This window comes from Nocardioides jensenii JCM 1364 = NBRC 14755, assembly GCF_001552535.1.
GTDB lineage: Bacteria > Actinomycetota > Actinomycetes > Propionibacteriales > Nocardioidaceae > Nocardioides > Nocardioides jensenii.
Genome location: NZ_BCRJ01000014.1, coordinates 13,309 through 34,323 on the forward strand (window position 1 = coordinate 13,309; position 21,015 = coordinate 34,323).

General features: G+C 69.2%; 16 protein-coding genes. 11 read left to right on the forward strand and 5 right to left on the reverse strand.

Annotated features, from left to right (window positions below; translation table 11 throughout):
• Positions 1 to 67 precede the first annotated feature (67 nt).
• Positions 68 to 859 carry an exodeoxyribonuclease III gene (locus NJ4_RS06055; protein ID WP_067431705.1) on the reverse strand — a complete coding sequence of 264 codons (792 nt, stop codon included), beginning with the start codon at positions 857 to 859 and terminating at the stop codon, positions 68 to 70.
• Between the two features lie 60 nt (positions 860 to 919).
• On the opposite strand from NJ4_RS06055, the gene NJ4_RS06060 reads away from it, so the two are divergent.
• Entirely contained in the window at positions 920 to 1,657 is a 738-nt protein-coding gene (locus NJ4_RS06060) for a CDP-alcohol phosphatidyltransferase family protein (protein ID WP_067431707.1), read from the forward strand.
• Here NJ4_RS06060 and NJ4_RS06065 read toward each other — a convergent pair.
• The 3 genes from NJ4_RS06065 to NJ4_RS06075 all read right to left on the reverse strand — a co-directional run bounded on the left by NJ4_RS06065 (position 1,602) and on the right by NJ4_RS06075 (position 4,674).
• The gene (locus tag NJ4_RS06065) at positions 1,602 to 3,149 is read right to left on the reverse strand and encodes a PH domain-containing protein (protein WP_067431709.1); all 1,548 of its coding nucleotides are present in this window, start codon (positions 3,147 to 3,149) and stop codon (positions 1,602 to 1,604) included. The two genes, NJ4_RS06060 and NJ4_RS06065, sit on opposite strands and share 56 nt — an antisense overlap.
• Positions 3,146 to 3,580 carry a PH domain-containing protein gene (locus tag NJ4_RS06070; RefSeq protein WP_082748230.1) on the reverse strand — a complete coding sequence of 145 codons (435 nt, stop codon included), beginning with the start codon at positions 3,578 to 3,580 and terminating at the stop codon, positions 3,146 to 3,148. Before NJ4_RS06070 ends, NJ4_RS06065 begins: the two co-directional genes overlap by 4 nt.
• Positions 3,581 to 3,645: 65 nt before the next feature.
• On the reverse strand, positions 3,646 to 4,674 hold the full coding sequence (locus tag NJ4_RS06075; RefSeq protein ID WP_067431715.1) for a M48 family metallopeptidase: 1,029 nt from the start codon (positions 4,672 to 4,674) through the stop codon (positions 3,646 to 3,648).
• Positions 4,675 to 4,785: 111 nt separating this feature from the next.
• On the opposite strand from NJ4_RS06075, the gene NJ4_RS06080 reads away from it, so the two are divergent.
• A complete protein-coding gene (locus tag NJ4_RS06080; RefSeq protein ID WP_157550813.1) occupies positions 4,786 to 4,983 on the forward strand; it encodes a LuxR C-terminal-related transcriptional regulator in 198 nt (65 codons plus the stop codon).
• 136 nt (positions 4,984 to 5,119) lie between these two features.
• The gene (locus NJ4_RS06085; RefSeq protein WP_067431718.1) at positions 5,120 to 9,859 is read left to right on the forward strand and encodes a family 78 glycoside hydrolase catalytic domain; all 4,740 of its coding nucleotides are present in this window, start codon (positions 5,120 to 5,122) and stop codon (positions 9,857 to 9,859) included.
• A gap of 75 nt (positions 9,860 to 9,934) precedes the next feature.
• Here the strand turns inward: NJ4_RS06085 and NJ4_RS06090 are convergent, their stop codons facing one another.
• On the reverse strand, positions 9,935 to 10,951 hold the full coding sequence (locus tag NJ4_RS06090; RefSeq protein WP_067431720.1) for a LacI family DNA-binding transcriptional regulator: 1,017 nt from the start codon (positions 10,949 to 10,951) through the stop codon (positions 9,935 to 9,937).
• Between the two features lie 190 nt (positions 10,952 to 11,141).
• Here NJ4_RS06090 and NJ4_RS06095 point away from each other — a divergent pair, with 190 nt between their 5' ends.
• The 8 genes from NJ4_RS06095 to NJ4_RS06130 all read left to right on the forward strand — a co-directional run.
• The gene (locus tag NJ4_RS06095) at positions 11,142 to 12,659 is read left to right on the forward strand and encodes a sugar ABC transporter ATP-binding protein (RefSeq protein ID WP_067431723.1); all 1,518 of its coding nucleotides are present in this window, start codon (positions 11,142 to 11,144) and stop codon (positions 12,657 to 12,659) included.
• Positions 12,656 to 13,732 (forward strand): ABC transporter permease, encoded by a 1,077-nt coding sequence (locus NJ4_RS06100; RefSeq protein ID WP_082748228.1) that lies wholly within the window; start codon positions 12,656 to 12,658, stop codon positions 13,730 to 13,732. Before NJ4_RS06095 ends, NJ4_RS06100 begins: the two co-directional genes overlap by 4 nt.
• A complete protein-coding gene (locus NJ4_RS06105; protein ID WP_067431725.1) occupies positions 13,729 to 14,820 on the forward strand; it encodes an ABC transporter permease in 1,092 nt (363 codons plus the stop codon). The genes NJ4_RS06100 and NJ4_RS06105 overlap by 4 nt, the downstream gene beginning before the upstream one ends.
• Positions 14,821 to 14,822: 2 nt before the next feature.
• Positions 14,823 to 15,839, forward strand: coding sequence for a rhamnose ABC transporter substrate-binding protein (rhaS, locus tag NJ4_RS06110; RefSeq protein ID WP_082748231.1), 1,017 nt, complete (start codon positions 14,823 to 14,825; stop codon positions 15,837 to 15,839).
• Between the two features lie 111 nt (positions 15,840 to 15,950).
• Positions 15,951 to 16,310 carry an L-rhamnose mutarotase gene (locus NJ4_RS06115; RefSeq protein ID WP_067431738.1) on the forward strand — a complete coding sequence of 120 codons (360 nt, stop codon included), beginning with the start codon at positions 15,951 to 15,953 and terminating at the stop codon, positions 16,308 to 16,310.
• Positions 16,311 to 16,317: 7 nt separating this feature from the next.
• On the forward strand, positions 16,318 to 17,481 hold the full coding sequence (gene rhaI / locus NJ4_RS06120; RefSeq protein WP_067431730.1) for an L-rhamnose isomerase: 1,164 nt from the start codon (positions 16,318 to 16,320) through the stop codon (positions 17,479 to 17,481).
• Positions 17,472 to 19,544, forward strand: coding sequence for a bifunctional aldolase/short-chain dehydrogenase (locus NJ4_RS06125; protein ID WP_245644482.1), 2,073 nt, complete (start codon positions 17,472 to 17,474; stop codon positions 19,542 to 19,544). The genes rhaI and NJ4_RS06125 overlap by 10 nt, the downstream gene beginning before the upstream one ends.
• Positions 19,541 to 21,015 (forward strand): rhamnulokinase (locus NJ4_RS06130; RefSeq protein ID WP_067431735.1); only part of this gene is annotated, 1,475 nt, incomplete at its 3' end. The genes NJ4_RS06125 and NJ4_RS06130, both read left to right, overlap by 4 nt.

Consider the following 21,015-nt stretch of genomic DNA (forward strand, 5'->3'; position numbering starts at 1 on the left):
CGGGACCGGAACGACGTCCACCTGGCGACGACGAGGTGGTTCACGGGGAGCCGGACCGCCGGAGGTCTCAGGTGAGGTCGACGATGACCGGGGCGTGGTCGGACGGGCTGCCCTGACCCTGGGCCGGGTCGCGCTCGTCGGTGTCGATGAACGCGCCGGTCACACGCGCCGCGAACGACGGCGAGCCCAGCACGAAGTCGATGCGGAGCCCGCGGTTGCGCTCGAAGCGCTGCCGGTAGTAGTCCCAGTAGGTGTAGACCTGCGGTCCCGGGGTGTGCGGCCGGACCACGTCGACGTACCCGGCTTCGATGAACGACCCGAACGCCTCGCGCTCGGGGACGGTGACGTGCGTGGAGTTCTTGAACTGCGCCATGTCGAAGACGTCCTCGTCGAGCGGGGCGATGTTCCAGTCGCCGACCAGTGCGGTGTCCTCGGTCAACCAGTCACCGCCGGCCGCTGCCCGCAGGCGGGTCAACCAGTCGAGCTTGTAGGCGTAGTGGGGGTCGTCGACCTTGCGGCCGTTGGGCACGTAGAGGGACCAGACGCGGACGCCGCCGCACACCGCGCCGATGGCACGCGCCTCGGAGGCCAGCGGATCGCCGAACTGCGGCATCTCCTCGAAGCCGACCTGGACGTCCTCGAGTCCGACCCGGCTGATCAGAGCCACGCCGTTCCACTGGTTGTAGCCGGCAGCCGCGACCTCGTAGCCCAGCGACTGCAGGCCCATCAGGGGCAGCTGGTCCTCGCGGGCCTTGGTCTCCTGCAGGGCGAGCACGTCGATCTCGTGGCGCTGCAGGAATGCCTCGACCCGGTCGATGCGGCTGCGGATCGAGTTGACGTTCCAGGTGGCGATGCGCATGCGGGCGAATCTACGCGGGATCCCACGCCGGTAGACGTGGTGCCCCTATCGTTCGTGAGCATGGAGACCACCCGCAGTGCCCGGCTCGCCGCTGCGTCGGTGCACATCTACACCTCACTGGGGGTGGTGCTCGGCCTGCTGATGGTGCACTTCTCCTACGACGGCGACGTACGCACGGTGCTGTGGCTCTTCCTGGCGGCGATGGTGATCGACGGCTCGGACGGCTTCCTGGCCAGGCACTTCGAGGTGAAGCGGGTGCTACCGGGATTCGACGGGGCACTGCTGGACAACATCGTCGACTACCTGACCTACGCATTCGCGCCGATGGTGCTGCTGTGGTCGTGCGGCTACCTGCCCGACGGTGTGCTGGGTGGGGTGACCGCGTCCCTGCCGCTGCTGGCCTCCTGCTTCCAGTTCTGTCGCAGCGACGCGAAGACCGACGACCACTTCTTCCTCGGCTTCCCGAGCTACTGGAACATCGTCGCGTTCTATGTCGTGGTCTTCGGATGGGGACAGACGACCACGGCGGTGCTGCTCCTGGTCTTCACGGTCCTGGTCTTCGTGCCGGTGAAATACGTCTATCCCTCGCGCACCGCGACCCTGTGGACGCTCAACATGACGCTGGCGGTGCTGTGGCTGGTTGCGTTCGCGGCACTGACCGCGCAGGTGCCTGAACCCCACACCTGGTTGGCGATCCTCTCCCTCGCCTACCCCGTCTACTACACCGCGCTGAGCCTGTGGCTCACCTTCCGGACGGTTCCGGACCGGAGTGCGCCGGACCGGGGTGTTCCGGCCTGACCGTGAAGGCCTCGAGCATTCCGGGCACGGCGGCATCGGCGAACGCGATCGCCTGGGGGAGAGGGACGTCTCGGACGGTCACGCGCTCCTCACCCGCCGCGGTGGTCGCGATCAGCGTGGCCAGCCCGCGGCGGCGCTGGAACCAGGACTGCGACACCACCCAGCCGATGATCCCGGCGCGCTCCAGAACGGTGCGGACCCGCGAGGTGACGCCGGACCCGGCGACCAGGTGGTGATCCGTCACGGCATGCCCGAGATGGTGGTACTCGGCTTCTCCCAGTGCTCCGCCGAGGAGCAGTGCGATGACGGCGACACCGATCGGGAGCCACGGGGTCGATCCGACAAAGAGGACCGCGAGCAGCGCCACCACGACCGCCGGTGCGAGCAGGCGGACACCGCGCAGGTGGCAGCGGCGCCGGGCCCGACCGCCGTGCCTGACCAGTCGCGCGATCAGCGGAGCCTCGTCACCGAGGATGTCGGCACCCACCCGGGTGGCCGCTGCCGCCGGACTCGGGGGCAGGACGGCATACACGCTCTCGTCGAGGCCGGTGACAAGTGTGTGCAGCTCGGCACCGCCGACCAGGCGCAGGAGCGCGGTCTCACGCAGCCGGACACCGCGTACCCGGGCCTCCTCGATCGTGGTCGACGACGTGGTGAACAGTCCGCGGGTCAGGCGTAGGTTGCCGTGCTCGCGGAAGAGCCGCAGCCCCCACCACTGGACGGCGTACGCCGCCATCGACAGGAGGGTCCACACGACGAGACCGCCAACCACCAGCGCCACCACGATGAGCAAGAGCGCGCTCTCGATGCGTTGGACGTCGCTCTGGTCGATGCTGACGTCGACGTCGCCGACGAACTGGCTCAGTCCTCCCAGGGCGCCGAGCGCGATCACGAGACGGCCGAGGCTGAACGGCGCGAACCGCACCCACGAACGCTCGAATCGGGCGAGGTCGGCCGACGACAGGGGTGCCGAGCCCGGTGCCGGGTCGGCACCTGTCGGGGCCGGGGAAGCTGCGTCGTCGGCAGGCATCGAGGCAGCCCGGGTGAGCAGGAATCCGCGCAGCTCTTCGGCCTGGACCTTCGAAAGGGAATCGAGCTCGATCATCGTGTCGTCGACGCCGGTGCCGATCTCGACCTTCTCGATGCTGAGCAGACGATGCAGCAGTGGAGCCTCGAGGTCGACGCTTCGGATCCGCTCGAGGGGCGCGGTCAGCCGGGTCCGATTGATCAGCCCACGAGTCACCACGAGATGGTCGTCGGCGACTCGGAAGCGGGTGGTCACCCACGGAAGGACGCCGATCGCGACCGCGCCGCCCACGACGACGGGGGCGGCGAACAGCAGCCACTGCGGTTGCTGGGTGCCCAGCCCGATCAGTCCGGCCAGCATCGGCACCAGGAACTGGCGCAGGGTCTTGAGCGGGCCGACGAGCATCGACCGGCGGTCAAGCCGCTGCCAGTCGGCCTCGACCGGAGCGCCGGGGAGGTCACTCACGTGGCGTCGCCCTCGCTGGCAGCAGTGATCTCGGTGAGCTCGGCGACCACCCGGCGGGCCACCTCGTCGTCGAGCCCGTCAATGGTGATCGCGCCTGCCGCCGACGCGGTGGTCACCGTCACGGTGGTGAGGCCGAAGAGGCGCATCACCGCGCCACGACGGCTGTCGACGGTCTGCACGCGCGACAGCGGCGCGATGCGTTGTCGCGTCGTGATCCACCCGGAGCGGGTGTAGACCGCCCCGGGGGTGACCTCCCACCGATGGACCCGGTTGCGGACGGTCGGCACGACGGCGGCTGCGACGGCGAGCGGCACCAGCAGCACGGCGTACGCCGCCCACATCCACCACGGGTGGGACGGGACGAGCAGCGCCACGACGAGGAGTACGACGACCGCGGCGAGCAGCTCGGCGACGGCGATGACGCGCCACATCAGCACCGCCCGTGGTGAGACTCGGTTGGCCGGCTCTCGAAGGAGCGCCGAACCTGGGACTTCGCTCACTCGTCGTCCCGCCGTGATCGGGGAATGCGGTTGCTGATCCAGTCCTTCGCGGTGCCGATGCCGTCACCGACGTCGCGCAGCAGCTTGGCCAGAGGGTCCTGCGACGTGCGGAAGGTCTCGCCGTAGGAGGCCGCGGCCTCCCGGGCGGCGTCGGAGAGGGATGCCTCGTCGTCGTCCTGACGCCGGGGGTAGTCGCCGCCGACGATGCGCACGTAGTCGCCGCTGTCGATCCAACGTCGCAACTCGTGAGCGCGCACGACCGGGAACGGGTGGGTGCTGGCCTCGAGGAGCATCAGCTTGAGCACGCTGTCACGCAGGTCGCCGGCCGCTTCGTACTCGCTGCCCTGGGCCAGGAATGCGGTGCTGTCGAGCTGGGCGAGGTTGCCACCGCTGGCCGACTTCATGTTCACCCGCAGGGCGGCGGAGGGGTCCTGGGTGGCGAGCAGGCCAGCGCGGTCGGCGGACAGCTCCGACTTGCGCTGCCACTCGCTCAGAGCGGCGACGATGGCGCGCAGGCCGAGGTTGCCGAGCGGCACCCAGCTGAGTGCGCCGCTGATCTGCATCAGCCACAGCAGCAGCGTGCGATAGAGGGCGTGACCGCTGGCGGCGTGACCGAGCTCGTGGCCCAGCGTGAAGCGCAGCTCCTCCTCGTCGAGGGAGTTGACCAGAGCCGAGTTCAGCACGACGAAGGGCTTGTCGATGCCGATCGTGACGGCGTTCCACAGCGGAGAGTTCACGACGTACAGCTCGGGCAGCTCGCGGACGTCGAGCACGGCCGCTGCCTCGGTGTAGAGCCGGTGGATGTCGGGGAACTGTCGTTCGTCGACCCGGATCGCGGAGCCCAGGTAGCGCAACCGGAACGCGCGTTCGTTGAGCATCCCGGTCATCTTGCGCAGCACGAAGTCGAAGCCCTTGAGCTTGCGCAACGCGACCAGCGCACCCTGGTCCGCGGGATGTTCCCAGGCACGGGAACTGATGTCGGTCAGCGTGACCCTGCGGCGGGCGGGCTGGTTCTCCCCAGTCATGTCCCGACCCTAGTGCCCACCCCGAACTGCCCGTGTGACTGTTGACACAGCCCGCTCGACCTCATACGTTCCGCAGGACTGAAACGTTTTAGGGAATCCGGGATGCGGGCAATGTCAGACGAGCTGAGCAACGACGATGTCGCCTTGCTGGCATTGCTGGCCAGCGGTCTGCCTGCGGAAGCCGTCGCCCGCCGGCTCGGCCTCTCAGAACGCACGGTCCGCCGACGGATCAGGCTCATCTGCGACCGCCTTGGTGTGACGACCACAGTCGAAGCCGTGGTCTGGGCGGCGCGGCGACGCCTGGTCTGACCGGGGGTGACCGCGCCCTTTCACCTGGGCGTCGATCGCTCGGCGTTGACCGGTGGCCGGATCCGGCCACCGGTGTGGCGCAGGTCACCTGGGGCATGGTTGTATCGCTGAAACGTTATAACCACCTGGAGGAGCCGTGGCAGCAACGGACCCGAACGCCCTGTCACACCAGCGGGGGACGGCGGCCCTGTTGACCGCTCTGGCCCTGGTGTTCCAACTCGCCATGGTCGGCGCGGTCGCTGTCACGGCACCCACCGCCTCGGCCGTGGCCACCTCGCAGGCGGGGTCCGCGGTCGCCCTGACCGGTCTCGAGGTGGAGAAGAAGTCGTCACCCGTCGGGATCGACGTCGAGCGCCCACGGTTCAGCTGGATCATCGAGTCCGACGCGCGCGACGTACGTCAGGAGAGCTATCGGCTCCGCGTCGCCACCTCCCAGGCCGAGCTCGACGCCGGGGAGCTCAGCTGGGACAGCGGCCAGGTCTCCTCGGATCGCTCCGCGGGGGTGGAGTACGACGGCCCGCGCATGGCCTCGGCGACCGACTACGTCTGGAGCGTCGAGGTGACGACCAATGTCGGGACCGCGTCCGCGGCGACTCACCTGCGCACCGGCTTCTACGACGAGTCGGACTGGGCCGACAGCCAATGGATCGGCAACGAACGGATCGACACCTCCGACGACCTCACTCTGGCCGGTGCGTCGTGGATCTGGACGCCCGAGGCGACCAGCCCGGTCGCTCCCGCCGAGCCTCGCGCCTTCCGCACGACCCGTACCCCGCCGGAGGGCAGGACCGCCCAGAGCGCGGAGATCCTGATCACCGCCGACGACCTGTTCCGCCTCTGGGTCAACGGTGACTTCATCGGCGAGAGCCACGGTGCCGAGAACGAGTGGCAGCAGTCGCACCTCTACACCGTGCAGCTCGACCCCGGCAGCAACGTCTTCGCGGTCAGCACGAACAACGGCGCCGGGTCGCCCGCAGGGTTGGTCGCGAAGGTGCGGGTGACCTACACCGACGGCACCACCTCGGTCTTCACCACCGGCACCGACTGGAAGGCGAGCAAGACGGTCCCGACCGGCTTCGAGGACCCTGCCTTCGACGACTCCGGGTGGGGCAACGCGGCCAAGCAGGCCGACTACGGCAGCGGGCCCTGGGGCTCGGGCGTCCGCGCGCCGAAGACCGAGGTGAACCCGGCGCCCTTGTTGCGCCGCGAGTTCCAGGTCGACGGGGACGTCCGTGATGCCACCTTGTTCGTGGCCGCTGGCGGCTACGCCGACATGTCGCTCAACGGGGCACCCGTGAGCAAGGACGTGCTGTCGCCCGGGTTCACCGACTACGACGACACCGTGCAGTACGTCGCCACCGATGTCACCGACCAGCTCGCGCAGGGTGGCAACGCGATCGGTGCGCAGCTCGGTCGCGGTTTCTACGGCATGACCGGCGGCAACGTCTGGTGGTGGGAGCGTGCGCCGTGGCACGACGAGCCGGTGCTCCGCGCCGTGCTTCACATCGAGTACGCCGACGGCCACGTCGAGCAGGTGGTCACCGACGACTCGTGGGCCATCGACGACGGGCCGACTGTCTTCGACGACCTCTACGGCGGCGAGCTGTTCGACGCCCGTCTGGTCCAGGACGGCTACGACACCGTCGGCTTCGACGACGCGGACTGGAGTGCGGCCAGCGAGGTCGAGGGGCCGGCCGGCGTCCTGGTCAACCAGCGCCAGCAGCCGATCCGGGTCACCGAGTCGCTGCCGGCCGTCGAGATCACCGAACCCGCAGACGACGTCTTCGTCGTGAAGTTCCCCCGGATGCTGGCCGGCTGGGTCGAGCTGGGCGTCGAGGGACCGGCCGGCACGACCGTCCGCGCCCAGTACGGCGAGAAGCTGCTGGCCAACGGGCGGGTCGACTTCTCCAACAACGGTGGTTTCCAGAGCGGATTCCAGACCGACAGGTTCATCCTCGCCGGCACCGGTGCGTCGGAGACCTGGGAGGCGCGCTTCTCCTACAAGGGCTTCCAGTACATCGAGGTGACCGGTTGGCCGGGTGACGAGCCGCCGACGCTGGACGCGTTCACGGCCAAGGCAGTGCACACCGACGCGGAGGAGACCGGTTCCTTCGAGAGCTCCGACGACATCATGAACCGCACCCACCGGGCCGTGGTGGACACGCTGAAGAACAACATCCACGGCATCCCGACCGACACCCCCATGTTCGAGAAGAACGGCTGGACCGGCGACGCCGCGGTCGGTGCCGAGATGTTCATGATGAACCTGGACGTCCACGAGCTGTTCGCCAAGTGGATGCGCGACGTGAACGAGACCCGCTCCACCGACGGTCGCCCGATGGTGATCGCCCCGAGCTCGAGCACCTGGGGCGAATGGGGCGTGGCGCCCCCCTGGCACTCGGCGTACGTGTTCATCCCGTGGTGGCTCTACCAGTACGGCGGTGATGACCGGGTGCTCACTGAGTACTACGACGGCATGAAGAAGTACGTCGACCTCGAGTTCTCCCAATCGGCGAACGGCCTGGTGACCAACCCGCGGCTCGGCGACTGGGTCAGCCCGGAGGCCAGTCCTGCCGGCGGCAATGCGCCGGAGGACGTGCGGGTCTCGGGCACCGCCTACCTCTATGCGATGACCACCGCGATGGAGCGGACCGCTCGTCACCTGGGCAAGGACGCAGATGCTGCCGCGTTCGCCGACCACGCCGCCACCGTCAAGACCACGTTCAACGAGACCTTCCTCGACCGGCAGGCAGGCCACTACCGCGGCAACGGCGACCGTGGCTACCGGCAGACCCACAACGTGCTGGCGCTGGCCTTCGACCTGGCCCCCGACGAGGGCACCGAGAGGCGCGTGGCGGCCAGCATCGTGACGGACGTGAAGGCGCGCAACTACACGCTCAACACCGGCGTGCTCGGCACCAAGTACCTCCTGCCGGTGCTCTCCGACCACGGCTACGAGGACGTGGCCTTCCGGCTCGCCGGGCAGACGGCGTATCCCAGCTGGGGCTACATGATCGAGCACGGCGCCACGTCCATGTGGGAGCACTGGTCCCTCGAGGCCCGGTCCCGTGGGCACTACTTCCTGGGCACCGTGGACGACTGGTTCTACCACTATGTCGCCGGGATCAAGGCCTCCGAGACCACCGGCTACCGCGACCTGGGCATCGCCCCCGCGGTGACGAAGCAGATGACGTGGGCCAAGGCGACGACGCAGACTCCGTACGGCCCGGTCACCAGCGACTGGCGGCGCACCGGCCGCTCCCTCCGACTGGACGTGGACGTGCCGGTCGGGTCCACCGCCACCGTCACGGTGCCCGGTGCCAACGCGTGGGCCGTCACCGAGGGTGGGCTGCCCGCTGCGGCCGCGGACGGCGTCCACGACGCGACCTACGCCGACGGCACCGTGGTGATCACGGTCGGGTCCGGGCACTACCAGTTCGTCTCCGACGAGCGACGAGGTCTTGCTGGCACGGCGATGGACGCGATGGACGCGGCCGACGAGGTGGTCACCGGACTGCGTGAGGACGGAAGCATCAACGGGGGCCAGGCTTCGCGTCTTCTCGCCCTCACGTCGACGGCACGGGCCGACACCGTCGACGGCATGGACGAGCTGCTTGACAGCGACGTCGTCGGTGCGGCCAAGGCGCTGGCCTCGGCTCACCTCGACATCGAGTCGGCCCAGGAGATCGCGGCCCGGCTCGACCTCGACACCGACGACGCGGCCAGCCTCGTCGCGGCCATCGCGGCCGTCCGCAGTGCGCTGGACACCGCGGTGGCCGACTACCTCGACCTGACAGTGACCGCAACCACCGACGACGAGGTGCTGCGTCCCGGGGAAGAGGCCCCGCTGACGGTCGAGGTGAGCAACGGCGGAAGCGGGAAGGTGAGCAACGTCCGGGCCTCCCTCGGTGGTCTCAGCCAAGGTTGGGCCACGGCGCCGGCCGGCATCCGGTTGACCAACAAGCTCGCCGGTGGCGCGACCGCGCACGGCCGGTTCACCGTCACCGTCCCGCAACGGCAGAAGCCGGGCACTACCAGCGGCGAGGCCACCGCGACGTACGAGTTCGAGGCCGCGCAACTCGCTGTGAAGACAGGCTTCGATCTCGAGGTCGCCTCGCCGGTCGTGGTCGACACGGTGACCGTGGCGCCGAGCCCGGCCCGACCGGGCACCACGGTCTCGGTCACCGCGACGGTGCGCAACGTCGGCCGCGCACCGGCCAGCGGGCGGGTCGCGATCGAGGTGCCGACGGGTTGGACGGCGCCGGAACCGAGCGCGGTGCTGGACGTCCCGGCGGGTGCCACCCGCAGCGTGTCCGTCGACGTCCGCGTGCCGCGTGACACCCGGCAGGCCATCGAGGACCTGGCGCTGGTGGCCCGCTTCAGGAGTGACGACGAGGTGCTCGCGTCAGGCACCGGAACCGTCCGGGTCGCCATCGACCCGAGTCCCGGAACCGCCGAGGGGTACGACCACCTCGACCTCGGTGTCGCGGCCGCCGAGCAGGCCCACGCGCTCACCGCGTCGGCGTCGTCGGGGACCAGCACCGAGGCGGGGCTGACCCGCAGGTATGCCGGTCACCTGACTCCGTTCTCGCAGTTCCAGTTCGACCTGGCCGTGGTGCCCGGCGATTCATTTGTGCTGCGGGTGGTGGAGACCTACGACCGGGCACAGACCAAGCGCTACAAGGTGTACGTCGACGGCACCGAGGTGCTCCTGCGCACCTTCGCCCACGCCGGTGGCGCGGGCACGGAGACCTACGAGTTCGTCGTCCCAGCAGCCCTTGCCGACGGAACGGCTCGGGTGACGTTCGAGAACCAGGACGACCCGAGCTACTACGACCCCTCGATCGCCGATGTCTGGAGCCGGCCGGTGAGCTGAACCGGGTGGGTTCCGTCCCTGTCCGACCCACCCGTCCGTTGCGGACCTGGGTCACCCCGCTGCCCTGAGCCAGGGCTAGTTCGCCCGGGTCTCGGTGGAGGCCCGGGCCACCAGCTCCGGTGTGAAGGTGATCTGCTGGTGCTTGTGGTCAGGATTCTCGACCTCGTCGAGGAGCAGCTCGGCCGCGGTGCGTCCGAGGCGGAGTCGGGGCTGACGCACGGAGGTGAGCGGCACGGCCGCCGCGCCGGCGTACTCGATGTCGTCGAAGCCGACGATGGCGAGGTCGTCGGGGACCGAGACGCCGGTCGACACGCAGTGCTGCAGCAGGCCCAGGGCCAGCAGGTCGTTGGCACAGAAGGCCGCGGTCGGCCGGCGCGCTCCGGGGATACCGGCCAGGCGCTGGGCGGCCTGACGGCCCTCGCCGACGCTGAGCGCGGACGTGTCGATCCGCACGAGATTGCTCTCGTCGAGCCCGGCGTCGGAGAGTGCGGCGAGTGCGCCCGCATGGCGGTCACGCACCTGCCCGATGGATGGCGGCCCGCCGATGAAGGCGATGCGTTCGTGACCGCGGTCGAGGAGGTGCTCGAGGGCGAGGCGCCCACCGAGGACGTCGTCGACGGCGACGGAGCAGTGGGTGTCACCGATCCTGGTGCGGTCGACGATGACGATGGGGGTGCCGCGGCCGGAGATCTTGTCGAGCGCCGGCGCCTCCGGGTCGACCGGGGTGAGCAGGATTCCGGCGACCCGCTGCTCCTCGAGTCGGTTGAGGTAGTTGGCCTCGCGGTCGGCGCGGTTGTCGCTGTTGCACATGTAGAGCGAGAGGTCGCGCGCCGCCAGGGTCTCCTCGACGCCGCGGGCGACGTCGGTGAAGAACGGGTTGGTCGCGTCGAGGACGACGTAGGCCAGCGTGCGTGAGCGGCCGGCTCGCAACTGCCGGGCGCTCTCGTTGGGCACGAAGCCGAGTTCGCCCATCACCTTCTCGACCCGCGCCCGGGTGCGCGGGCTCACCCGGTCGGGATGGTTGAGCACATTGGAGACAGTGCCGAGCGAGACGCCGGCCGCGGTGGCGATGTCCTTCACGCCGATTGCCATGGGTGCCTCCCCGTTCCGGAACTGTGTCGCGCCGTTTCAATGCGTGTGGGTGACTGTAGCGCCCACGGCATCTACGCAGGTGGTGGGCGCACTGGGCAATTGTCGGGAAACCCTTGACGCTGTGGTGCCGATCACGTTACGTTACCGAAACTTGAAACCTTTCAATCCAATGTAGAACCGGAGGCAGAAGATGCCCGCAGGAAGCGGCGAGGTCGTCCTCGAGCTCCGCGACGTCTCCAAGTCGTTCGGCCCGGTCGTGGCCCTGCGGTCCGGCAGCATCGAGGCACGGGCCGGGTCCATCCACGCACTGGTCGGCGAGAACGGCGCCGGCAAGTCGACGCTGGTCAAGATCGTCGCCGGTGTGCACCGACGCGACTCGGGGGAGTTCCTGCTCGGAGATGAGCCGGTGGACTTCTCCAGCACCGCTGAGTCCAAGGACGCCGGCGTCGCGGTGATCTACCAGGAGCCCACCCTGTTCCCCGACCTCACGGTCACCGAGAACATCTTCATGGGCCGGCAGCCGCTCGGACGTGGGCGTCGCATCGACCGTCGTGCCATGCACCAGGAGGCAGAGTCACTCTTCACTCGTCTCGGGGTCCAGATCGACCCGCGCCGCCCCGCGCTCGGGCTGTCGATCGCCGACCAGCAGATCCTCGAGATCGCCAAGGCGATCTCGCTCGACGCCCGGCTGCTGATCATGGACGAGCCGACCGCGGCCCTGAGCGGTGTCGAGGTCGACCGGCTCTTCGCCGTCGCCCGCAGCCTGCGCGACGAGGGTCGCGCGCTGATCTTCATCTCCCACCGCTTCGACGAGGTCTTCGGCCTCTGCGACACCATCACCGTGATGCGCGACGGCTCGTACGTCGACACGGTGGCCACCGACACCACCAACGTCGATGCGATCGTCGAGATGATGGTGGGTCGCGAGGTCGCGAACCTGTTCCCCAAGATCCCGGCCGACATCGGAGACCCGGTGCTGACCGTCGAGCACCTCAGCTCCACCGGTGTCTTCCACGACGTGAGCTTCGAGGTCCGCTCCGGCGAGATCGTCGGGCTGGCCGGGCTGGTCGGCGCGGGCCGCAGCGAGGTGGCCAGGGCCATCTTCGGTGTCGACTCCTACGACTCCGGAACCGTCACCCTCGCTGATCGTGCGATCCCCAAGCACAAGCCCAACGTGGCGATCCGGCGCGGCATCGCGTTCGTGCCGGAGGACCGGCGCAGGCAGGGGCTCGTCACCGAGGCATCGGTGGCCCGCAACATCTCCGGCGTGGTCCGGGGCGGGCTCGGCACCTTCGGTCTGCTCCGTGGCTCCGACGAGGGCAAGGCGGCGCGCCCGTGGGCGTCCCGGCTCGAGGTGAAGACCAGCGCCCTCGACGCCACCGCGGCCACCATGAGCGGCGGCAACCAGCAGAAGGTCGTCATCGCGAAGTGGCTCGCCACCAACCCGAAGCTGTTGATCATCGACGAGCCCACCCGCGGCATCGACGTCGGCACCAAGGCCGAGGTGCACCGACTGCTCTCCGAGCTGGCCGGGCAGGGGCTGGCGATCCTGATGATCTCCTCCGAACTTCCCGAGGTGCTCGGCATGGCCGACCGTGTGCTGGTCCTCTGCGAGGGGCGGCTCACCGCCGACATCCCGCGCGAGCAGGCCACACCCGAGGTCGTCATGAAGGCCGCCACGCAGACGCTGCAGGAGACCTCCGCATGAGCGAGACCAGCCTCCGGCCCACCGGGGCCCTCCCCGGCACCGAGGCCGAGCGTCTCATCGAGCCGAGCAGCCAGTCGCCCGCGCAGCGCCTGTTCAACTCGGTGTTCCGCTCGCGCGAGATGTCGATCCTGTTGGTGCTGCTGCTGGTCATCGCGGCCGCCACCATCAAGACACCGAGCTTCCTGTTCAGCTCCAACTCCTGGCGTGACCTGTTGATCACGCCCTCGATCCTGCTGCTGCTCGCTGCCGGGCAGTCCGTCGTGATCATCACCCGCAACGTCGACCTCTCCGTCGGCTCGGTGCTGGCCTTCACGGCGTACCTCACCGGCCGGTTGTTCATCGACCACCCCGGAATCCCGATCCTCGCGGTCGTCGCTGCCGGCATGCTGGCCGGCGCGCTGCTGGGACTGGTCAACGGGCTGGTGGTCGCCGTCGGCAAGGTGCCGGCGCTGGTGATCACACTCGGCACGATGTACATCTACCGCGGCATCGTGCTCAGCTGGGCCGGCAGCGACCGCGTCAACGCCAGCGACATGCCCGAGGGGTTCCTCAGCCTCGGGACCAGATCAGTGATCGGCGTCCCGGTGCTGTTCATCGTGGCGGCGGTCGTGATCGGTGTCGTCGGCTACTACCTGCACTCCCACCGCGGGGGCCGCGAGCTCTACGCGATCGGGTCCGACCCGGACGCGGCCGTGCTCTACGGCCTGCCGGTGCGCCGCCGGGTGATCGCCGCGTTCGTCCTCAGTGGCGCCCTGGCCGGCCTGGCCGGCGTCGTCTACGCGGCCCGCTACGGCACGGTCAGCTCGGGGGCCGGCACCGGCATCGAGCTCGAGGCGGTGGCCGCCGTGGTCATCGGCGGGGTCGCGATCTTCGGTGGCAGCGGCACCGTGTGGGGAGCCTCGCTCGGCGCGATCCTGCTGGTCACCATCGACCGAGCACTGCCGATCCTCGGCATCCCCGACTTCTGGCAACGCGCGGTGGTCGGTGCCCTGATCCTCAGCGCCATCGTCCTCGACCGGATCCTCGCGCTCCGGCAGGCACGCAAGCTCGTCAAAGCAAGGGATGAGTCATGACAACGACGACAACGACCCTCCCACCCTCAGCGGACCCCCGGGACTACCCGACGTACGGCCGTCCCCTGTGGTGGCGCTGGTTGTTCACCCGTGAGTCCGCCGTGATCGCGTTGCTCGTGGCGATCTGGATCTACGCCCTCAACAACGTGGCGTTCTTCGACGGCCCGCTCACCATCACGTTCCTGCTCCAGGACATGACGCCGATCCTGCTGATCGCGCTGCCGATGACGTTGATCATCATCACCGGCGAGATCGACCTGTCGGTGGCGAGCATCGTCGGTCTGAGCAGTGTGCTCGTCGGGGTGCTGCACCAGGACGGCTGGTCGATCCCGGCCGCGGGGGTCGCCGCGCTCGTCGTCGGCCTGCTGTGCGGCGCACTCAACGGCTTCCTGGTCGCCTACGTCGGACTCCCGTCGCTGGCGGTCACGATCGGCACGCTCGCGCTCTACCGCGGTCTCGCCGTCGGTCTGCTCGGCACCAAGGCCGTCACCGACTTCCCCGAGAAGTGGACGACGAAGGCCAAGGCCAACATCGGGGACACGCCCTACCCACAGGTGATCCTCATCGTGATCCTGCTGGCCCTGGTGTTCGCGATCCTCCTGCACTTCACGTCGTTCGGTCGTGGGGTCTACGACATCGGCCTGAACACCGAGGCGGCCCACTTCACCGGCGTCAACGTGCGCCGTACCAAGCTGATTCTCTTCATGTTGGCCGGGGTCGTCTCGGCGCTGGCCGGCATCTACTACACGCTGCGGTTCGGCAGCTCCCGCGGCGACAACGCCACCGGGCTCGAGCTGCGCGTCATCGCCGCCGTCCTGCTCGGTGGCGTGTCCATCTTCGGTGGCCGTGGCCGCCTGCACGGCGTCCTCGCCGGCGTCCTGCTGATCGGTGTCATCGCCAGCGCCCTGCGTCTGGAGCACTACACGGTCAACGTCATCAACATCATCATCGGCCTGCTCCTCGTGGTGTCGGTGATGTCCACCAGCGTCCTGGAATGGCTGTCGAAGACCGCCTCGACCAGACGGAACCAGCGGGGCCCGAGCCCCTCAGTCGCGCCGGTCGGCGTGGGAACAGAAGGAAGGCAATGACCATGAAGTTGCAATCGAAGCGGGTGTCCGCGCTGGCGGCGATCCTGCTCAGCAGCGCGATGATCCTCACCGCCTGTGGTGGCGACGACGGCGGTGGTTCCTCCGATGAGGTGACCGTGACGTTCCTGCCCAAGAACCTCGGCAACCCCTACTTCGACACCAGCGACAAGGGCGGCAAGGCCGCGGTCGAGGAGTTCGGTGGGGAGTTCGCCGAGGTCGGTCCTCAGGAAGCCACCCCCGACGGCCAGGTCGAGTACATCAACACCGCGGCGCAGCAGCAGGTCAAGGCGCTCGTGGTCTCGGCCAATGACCCGAAGGCCATCTGCGACGCACTGAACCAGGCCCGCGACGCCGGCACGAAGGTCGTCACCTTCGACTCCGACACCGAGACCGACTGCCGCGACGCGTTCGTCAACCAGGCCAGCGCCGAGGGCATCGCCAAGGTGCAGGTCGAGATGATCGCCAAGGCAATCGGCGACAAGGGCGAGATCGCGATCCTGTCGGCCTCCGCCAACGCGACGAACCAGAATGCCTGGATCAAGATGATGGAGGCGGAGCTCTCCGCCAGCCACCCCGACATCAAGCTCGTCGACACCGTCTACGGCGACGACGACGACCAGACCTCCTTCGACAAGACCGCGGCGCTGCTTCAGTCGCACCCCAACCTCAAGGGCATCGTCTCGCCGACCACCGTCGGCATTGCCGCTGCCGCCCGCTACCTGTCGGACTCCGACAAGAAGGGCAAGGTCGCGCTGACCGGTCTGGGCACGCCGAACCAGATGCGTGAGTACGTCGAGAACGGCACCGTCGCCGAGTTCGCGCTGTGGAACCCCGAAGACCTCGGCTACCTGGCGGCGTACGTCGCCAAGGCCCTGGTCGACGGCGACATCAAGGGCGACGAGGGCGACACCTTCAAGGCCGGCAAGCTCGGTGACTACACCGTGGGTGCCGACGGCGAGGTGCTCCTGGGCGACCCGTTCGTGTTCACCAAGGACAACATCGGGGACTTCAACTTCTGAGTTCCGGCACACGTTCCCGAGGACGCCGGCCGCTCAGTGGTTGGTCCGGCCGGCGCCCTCGACTCCACCCCGTCCAACCCACCCAGACCGCAGTCCGCGAAGGAGATGACCATGCAGCGCGCCTGTTTCCAGCTCCAGGTCAGGCCCGACCGGATCGAGGAGTACGTCGCCCGTCATGCCGAGGTCTGGCCCGAGATGCTTGCGGCCCTCGTCGAACACGGCTGGCACAACTACTCCCTGTTCCTGCGCGACGACGGCCTGCTGATCGGGTACGTCGAGACGCCCTCGATCGAGGATGCCGTCGCGGGGATGGCCACCACGGACGTGAACGCCCGCTGGCAGGCAGAGATGTCGCAGTTCTTCGAAGAGCTGGGCGATGCCCGGCCAGACACCGGTTTCGTCCAGCTTCGCGAGGTCTTCCACCTCGAGGACCAGCTCGGGCGCCCCACGGCGCACCGCACCAGCAAGTGAGAGAGACATGACGACCTTCGCAGACATCACCGAGCGCCTCGGGGCGCTCGCCATCGAGGTTCCCTCCTGGGCCTACGGCAACTCGGGCACCCGGTTCAAGGTGTTCGGCAGCGCCGGCACTCCGCGGACCGTCCACGAGAAGATCGCCGACGCGGCCACGGTGCACCGCTTCACCGGGCTCGCGCCGTCGGTGGCCCTGCACATCCCCTGGGACCTCGTCGACGACTTCGGTGCGCTCAGGTCGTACGCCCAGGAGCAGGGCGTGGCGCTGGGCACGATCAACAGCAACACCTTCCAGGACGACGACTACAAGCTCGGCAGCCTCACCCACGCCGACCCGAAGATCCGCGACAAGGCGGTCCAGCACAACCTCGACTGCATCGAGGTGATGACGCAGACGGGGTCTCGCGACCTCAAGATCTGGCTGGCTGACGGCACCAACTACCCGGGGCAGGGCGACATCCGGGCTCGTCAGGACTGGCTGGCCGAGAGCCTGGCGCGCATCTACGACCAGCTCGGCGACGACCAACGGATGGTGCTCGAGTACAAGTTCTTCGAGCCGGCGTTCTATCACACCGACGTCCCGGACTGGGGCACGTCGTACGCCCACGTCAGCGCTCTGGGCGACAAGGCGATGGTGTGCCTCGACACCGGTCACCATGCGCCCGGCACCAACATCGAGTTCATCGTGGCCCAGCTCCTGCGGCTCGGAAAGCTCGGCTCGTTCGACTTCAACAGCCGCTTCTACGCCGACGACGACCTGATCGTCGGCGCGGCCGACCCGTTCCAGCTGTTCCGGATCATGGTCGAGGTCATCCGCGGTGGCGGCTTCGGACCCGAGGGTGACGTCGCGCTGATGCTCGACCAGTGCCACAACATCGAGGACAAGGTGCCGGGCCAGATCCGCTCCGTGCTCAACGTGCAGGAGATGGCGGCGCGTGCACTGCTCCTGGACACCGACGCGTTGGCAATCGCCCGACGGGACGGCGACGTGCTGGCCGCGAACGAGATCTTCATGGACGCGTTCTACACCGACGTACGACGTGACCTGGCCGGCTGGCGCGAGGAGCGCGGGCTGCCGGCCGACCCGATGGCGGCCTATGCCGCCAGCGGCTATCAGCAGCAGATCGCGGCCGACCGCGTCGGCGGCAACCAGGCAGGATGGAACTGATCCCCATGGCGAATGGCGTCAACCCCACTGCAAATCCGACGGTGGCCGACCTGGTCGCGCGGTCCAACCGCCTCGGTGCGGACCCGAAGAACACCAACTACGCCGGCGGCAACACCTCCGCCAAGGGCGTCGAGAAGGACCCGGTCACCGGCGAGGACGTCGAGCTGCTCTGGGTGAAGGGCTCCGGAGGTGACCTGGGCACCCTGAAGGAGTCCGGCCTGGCCGTGCTCCGGCTCGACCGGATGCGCGCCCTGGTCGACGTCTATCCCGGCGTGGACCGCGAGGACGAGATGGTCGCCGCCTTCGACTACTGCCTGCACGGCAAGGGCGGTGCGGCGCCGTCGATCGACACCGCGATGCACGGCCTCGTGGACGCGCCGCACGTCGACCACCTGCACCCCGACTCCGGCATCGCGATCGCGACCGCCGCCGACGGCGAGAAGCTGACGGAGGCCGTCTTCGACGGGAAGGTCGTGTGGGTGCCGTGGCGCCGGCCCGGCTTCCAGCTCGGGCTCGACATCGCCGCGATCAAGGAGCAGAACCCCGAGGCGATCGGCTGCATCCTCGGCGGCCACGGCATCACCGCGTGGGGTGACACGTCGGAGGAGGCCGAGGCCAACTCGCTGTGGATCATCGAGACCGCGGCCGCGTACATCGCCGAGCACTCCCGGCCCGAGCCCTTCGGCCCCCCACTCGAGGGGTACGCCGCGCTGCCGGACGCCGAACGCCGGGCCAGGGCCGCCGCCCTGGTGCCGACGATCCGTTCGATCGCCTCGGCCGGCCGGCCGATGGTCGGTCACTTCACCGATGCGGCCGAGGTGCTGGACTTCCTCGCCGCCACCGAGCACCCGCGACTGGCCGAGCTGGGCACCAGCTGCCCGGACCACTTCCTGCGCACCAAGGTCAAGCCGCTGCTGCTCGACCTGCCCCCCTCGGCCACCGTCGAGGAGTCGGTGGCCCGGCTGCGCGAGCTGCACGCGGCCTACCGCGAGGACTACCAGGGCTACTACGACCGCCATGCGACACCGGACAGCCCGGCCATCCGTGGCGCGGATCCGCTGGTCGTGCTGGTGCCCGGGGTCGGCATGTTCAGCTTCGGCAAGGACAAGCAGACCGCGCGCGTGGCAGGGGAGTTCTACGTCAACGCGATCAACGTGATGCGTGGCGCCGAGGGCCTCTCGACCTACGCCCCGATCGACGAGGCGGAGAAGTTCCGCATCGAGTACTGGGCGCTCGAGGAGGCCAAGCTCCAGCGGATGCCGAAGCCGAAGCCGCTGGCCTCCAGGATCGCGCTCGTCACGGGTGCCGCCTCCGGCATCGGGAAGGCGATCGCGACCAGGTACGCCGCCGAGGGTGCCTGCGTGGTCATTGCCGACCTCTCCCTGGAGAAGGCGCAGGCTGCCGCGGCCGAGCTGGGCAGCACCGACGTCGCCGTCGGCGTACAGGTCGACGTCTCCGACGAGGCCGCCGTCGAACGTGCCGTCGCCGAGGCGCTCCTGGTCTTCGGTGGCCTCGACCTGGTGGTCAACAACGCCGGGCTGTCGCTGTCGAAGTCGTTGCTCGAGACCACGGTCGCCGACTGGGACCTCCAGCACAGTGTGATGGCCAAGGGCTCGTTCCTGGTCGCCCGCACCGCCGCGAAGGCGATGATCGAGCAGGCCCTGGGTGGTGACATCGTCTACATCTCCAGCAAGAACTCCGTCTTCGCCGGGCCCAACAACATTGCCTACTCCGCCACCAAGGCCGACCAGGCGCACCAGGTGCGACTGCTGGCGGCCGAGCTCGGTGCGCACGGCATCCGGGTCAACGGGATCAACCCCGACGGTGTCGTCCAGGGCTCGGGCATCTTCAGCAGTGGCTGGGGTGCCAACCGGGCCGCGGTCTACGGCGTGGAGGAGAAGGACCTGGGCGCGTTCTACGCCCAACGCACCCTGCTCAAGCGTGAAGTGCTGCCCGACCACGTCGCCGCGGCGGCGTACGCCCTGGTCGGTCCCGACCTCACCCAGACCACGGGCCTGCACATCCCGGTCGACGCCGGGGTGGCCGCAGCGTTCCTGCGATGAGTCCGACGAATCCGGTGGCCGCTGCGCGAGCGTCGACGTCCGACGTACGGGTCGCCGCCATCGACCTCGGCGCGACCAGCGGGCGGGTGATGTCGGGGGTGATCGGCCGCGACCGGGTCGAGCTCCACGAGGTGCACCGCTTCCGCAACGGCGCCGTGCGGGCTCACGGGTCGCTGTTCTGGGACGTGCTCGGCATTCACCGCGAGACGCTCGTCGGGATCCGTGAGGTGGCCCGGACCGGACCGCTCGATGGCATCGGCATCGACTCGTGGGCCATCGACTACGGGCTCCTTGACCGGGACGGCCTGCTGCTGGGCTCGGTCTTCAGCCACCGAGACGGCCGCACGGACGGCATCGCGGAGAAGGTCGTGGACCAGATCGGTGCCCGTGAGCTGTACGCCGCCACGGGCCTCCAGCAGCTGCCCTTCAACACGCTCTACCAGCTGGTCGCCGCGCGCGACAGCGCGGCGCTCGAGGCCGCCCAGACGCTGCTCCTCCTGCCGGACCTGCTCGGCTACTGGCTCACCGGCGTCGTCGGGGCCGAGCGCACCAATGCCTCGACCACCCAGCTCTACGACGTCCGCACCGGCACCTGGGCAACCGACCTGTGCCGGCGTCTCGGGCTCCCCGCGGGCATCCTTCCGCCCCTGCGGGACCCGGGCTCCAGGGTCGGTCCGCTGCTGCCCGAGGTCGTCCGGGAGGTCGGCGCCGGATCCGACGTCCCGGTCATCGCGGTCGGCTCGCACGACACGGCCTCGGCCGTGGTCGGCGTGCCGACGGAGACCAGGAACTTCGCCTACATCTCCTCGGGCACCTGGTCGCTGGTCGGACTCGAGCTGGACCGCCCGGTGCTCACCGAACCGGCCCGACTGGCCGACTTCACCAACGAGCTCGGCGTCGACGACACGACCCGGTTCCTGAAGAACGTGATGGGGCTCTGGGTGCTCTCGGAGTCGCTGCGCTCGTGGAGCGACCGTGGCCACGACGACATCGACCTCCGGGCGTTGCTCGCGGCCGCATCCACGTCGCAAGCCCTGCGCACGGTGATCGACATCAACGACCCGCGCCTGCTCGCTCCGAGCACGCCGGACGACCCCATGCCGGAGCGGGTGGCCGTGCTGGCCGTCGAGGCGGGGGAGCCGGTGCCGGACTCACCGGTCGCCGTCACCCGGTGCATCGTCGACAGCCTCGCCGTCGCCTACCGCCGCACCCTCCGCACCGCTGTCGACCTCGCCGGGGTGCCGGTCGAGGTCGTGCACGTGGTCGGCGGTGGCTCGCAGAACGAGCTGCTCTGCCAGCTCACCGCCGACGCCTGCGGTCTGCCCGTGATCGCCGGGCCGGTGGAGGCCGCGGCGCTGGGCAACGTGCTCGTCCAGGGCCGCAGCCTCGGCGCGGACCTGCCCGACCTCGCCTCGATGCGGGCCCTGGTCCGCCAGTCGTACGACGTCCGCCGGTTCGAGCCGCGCGAAGG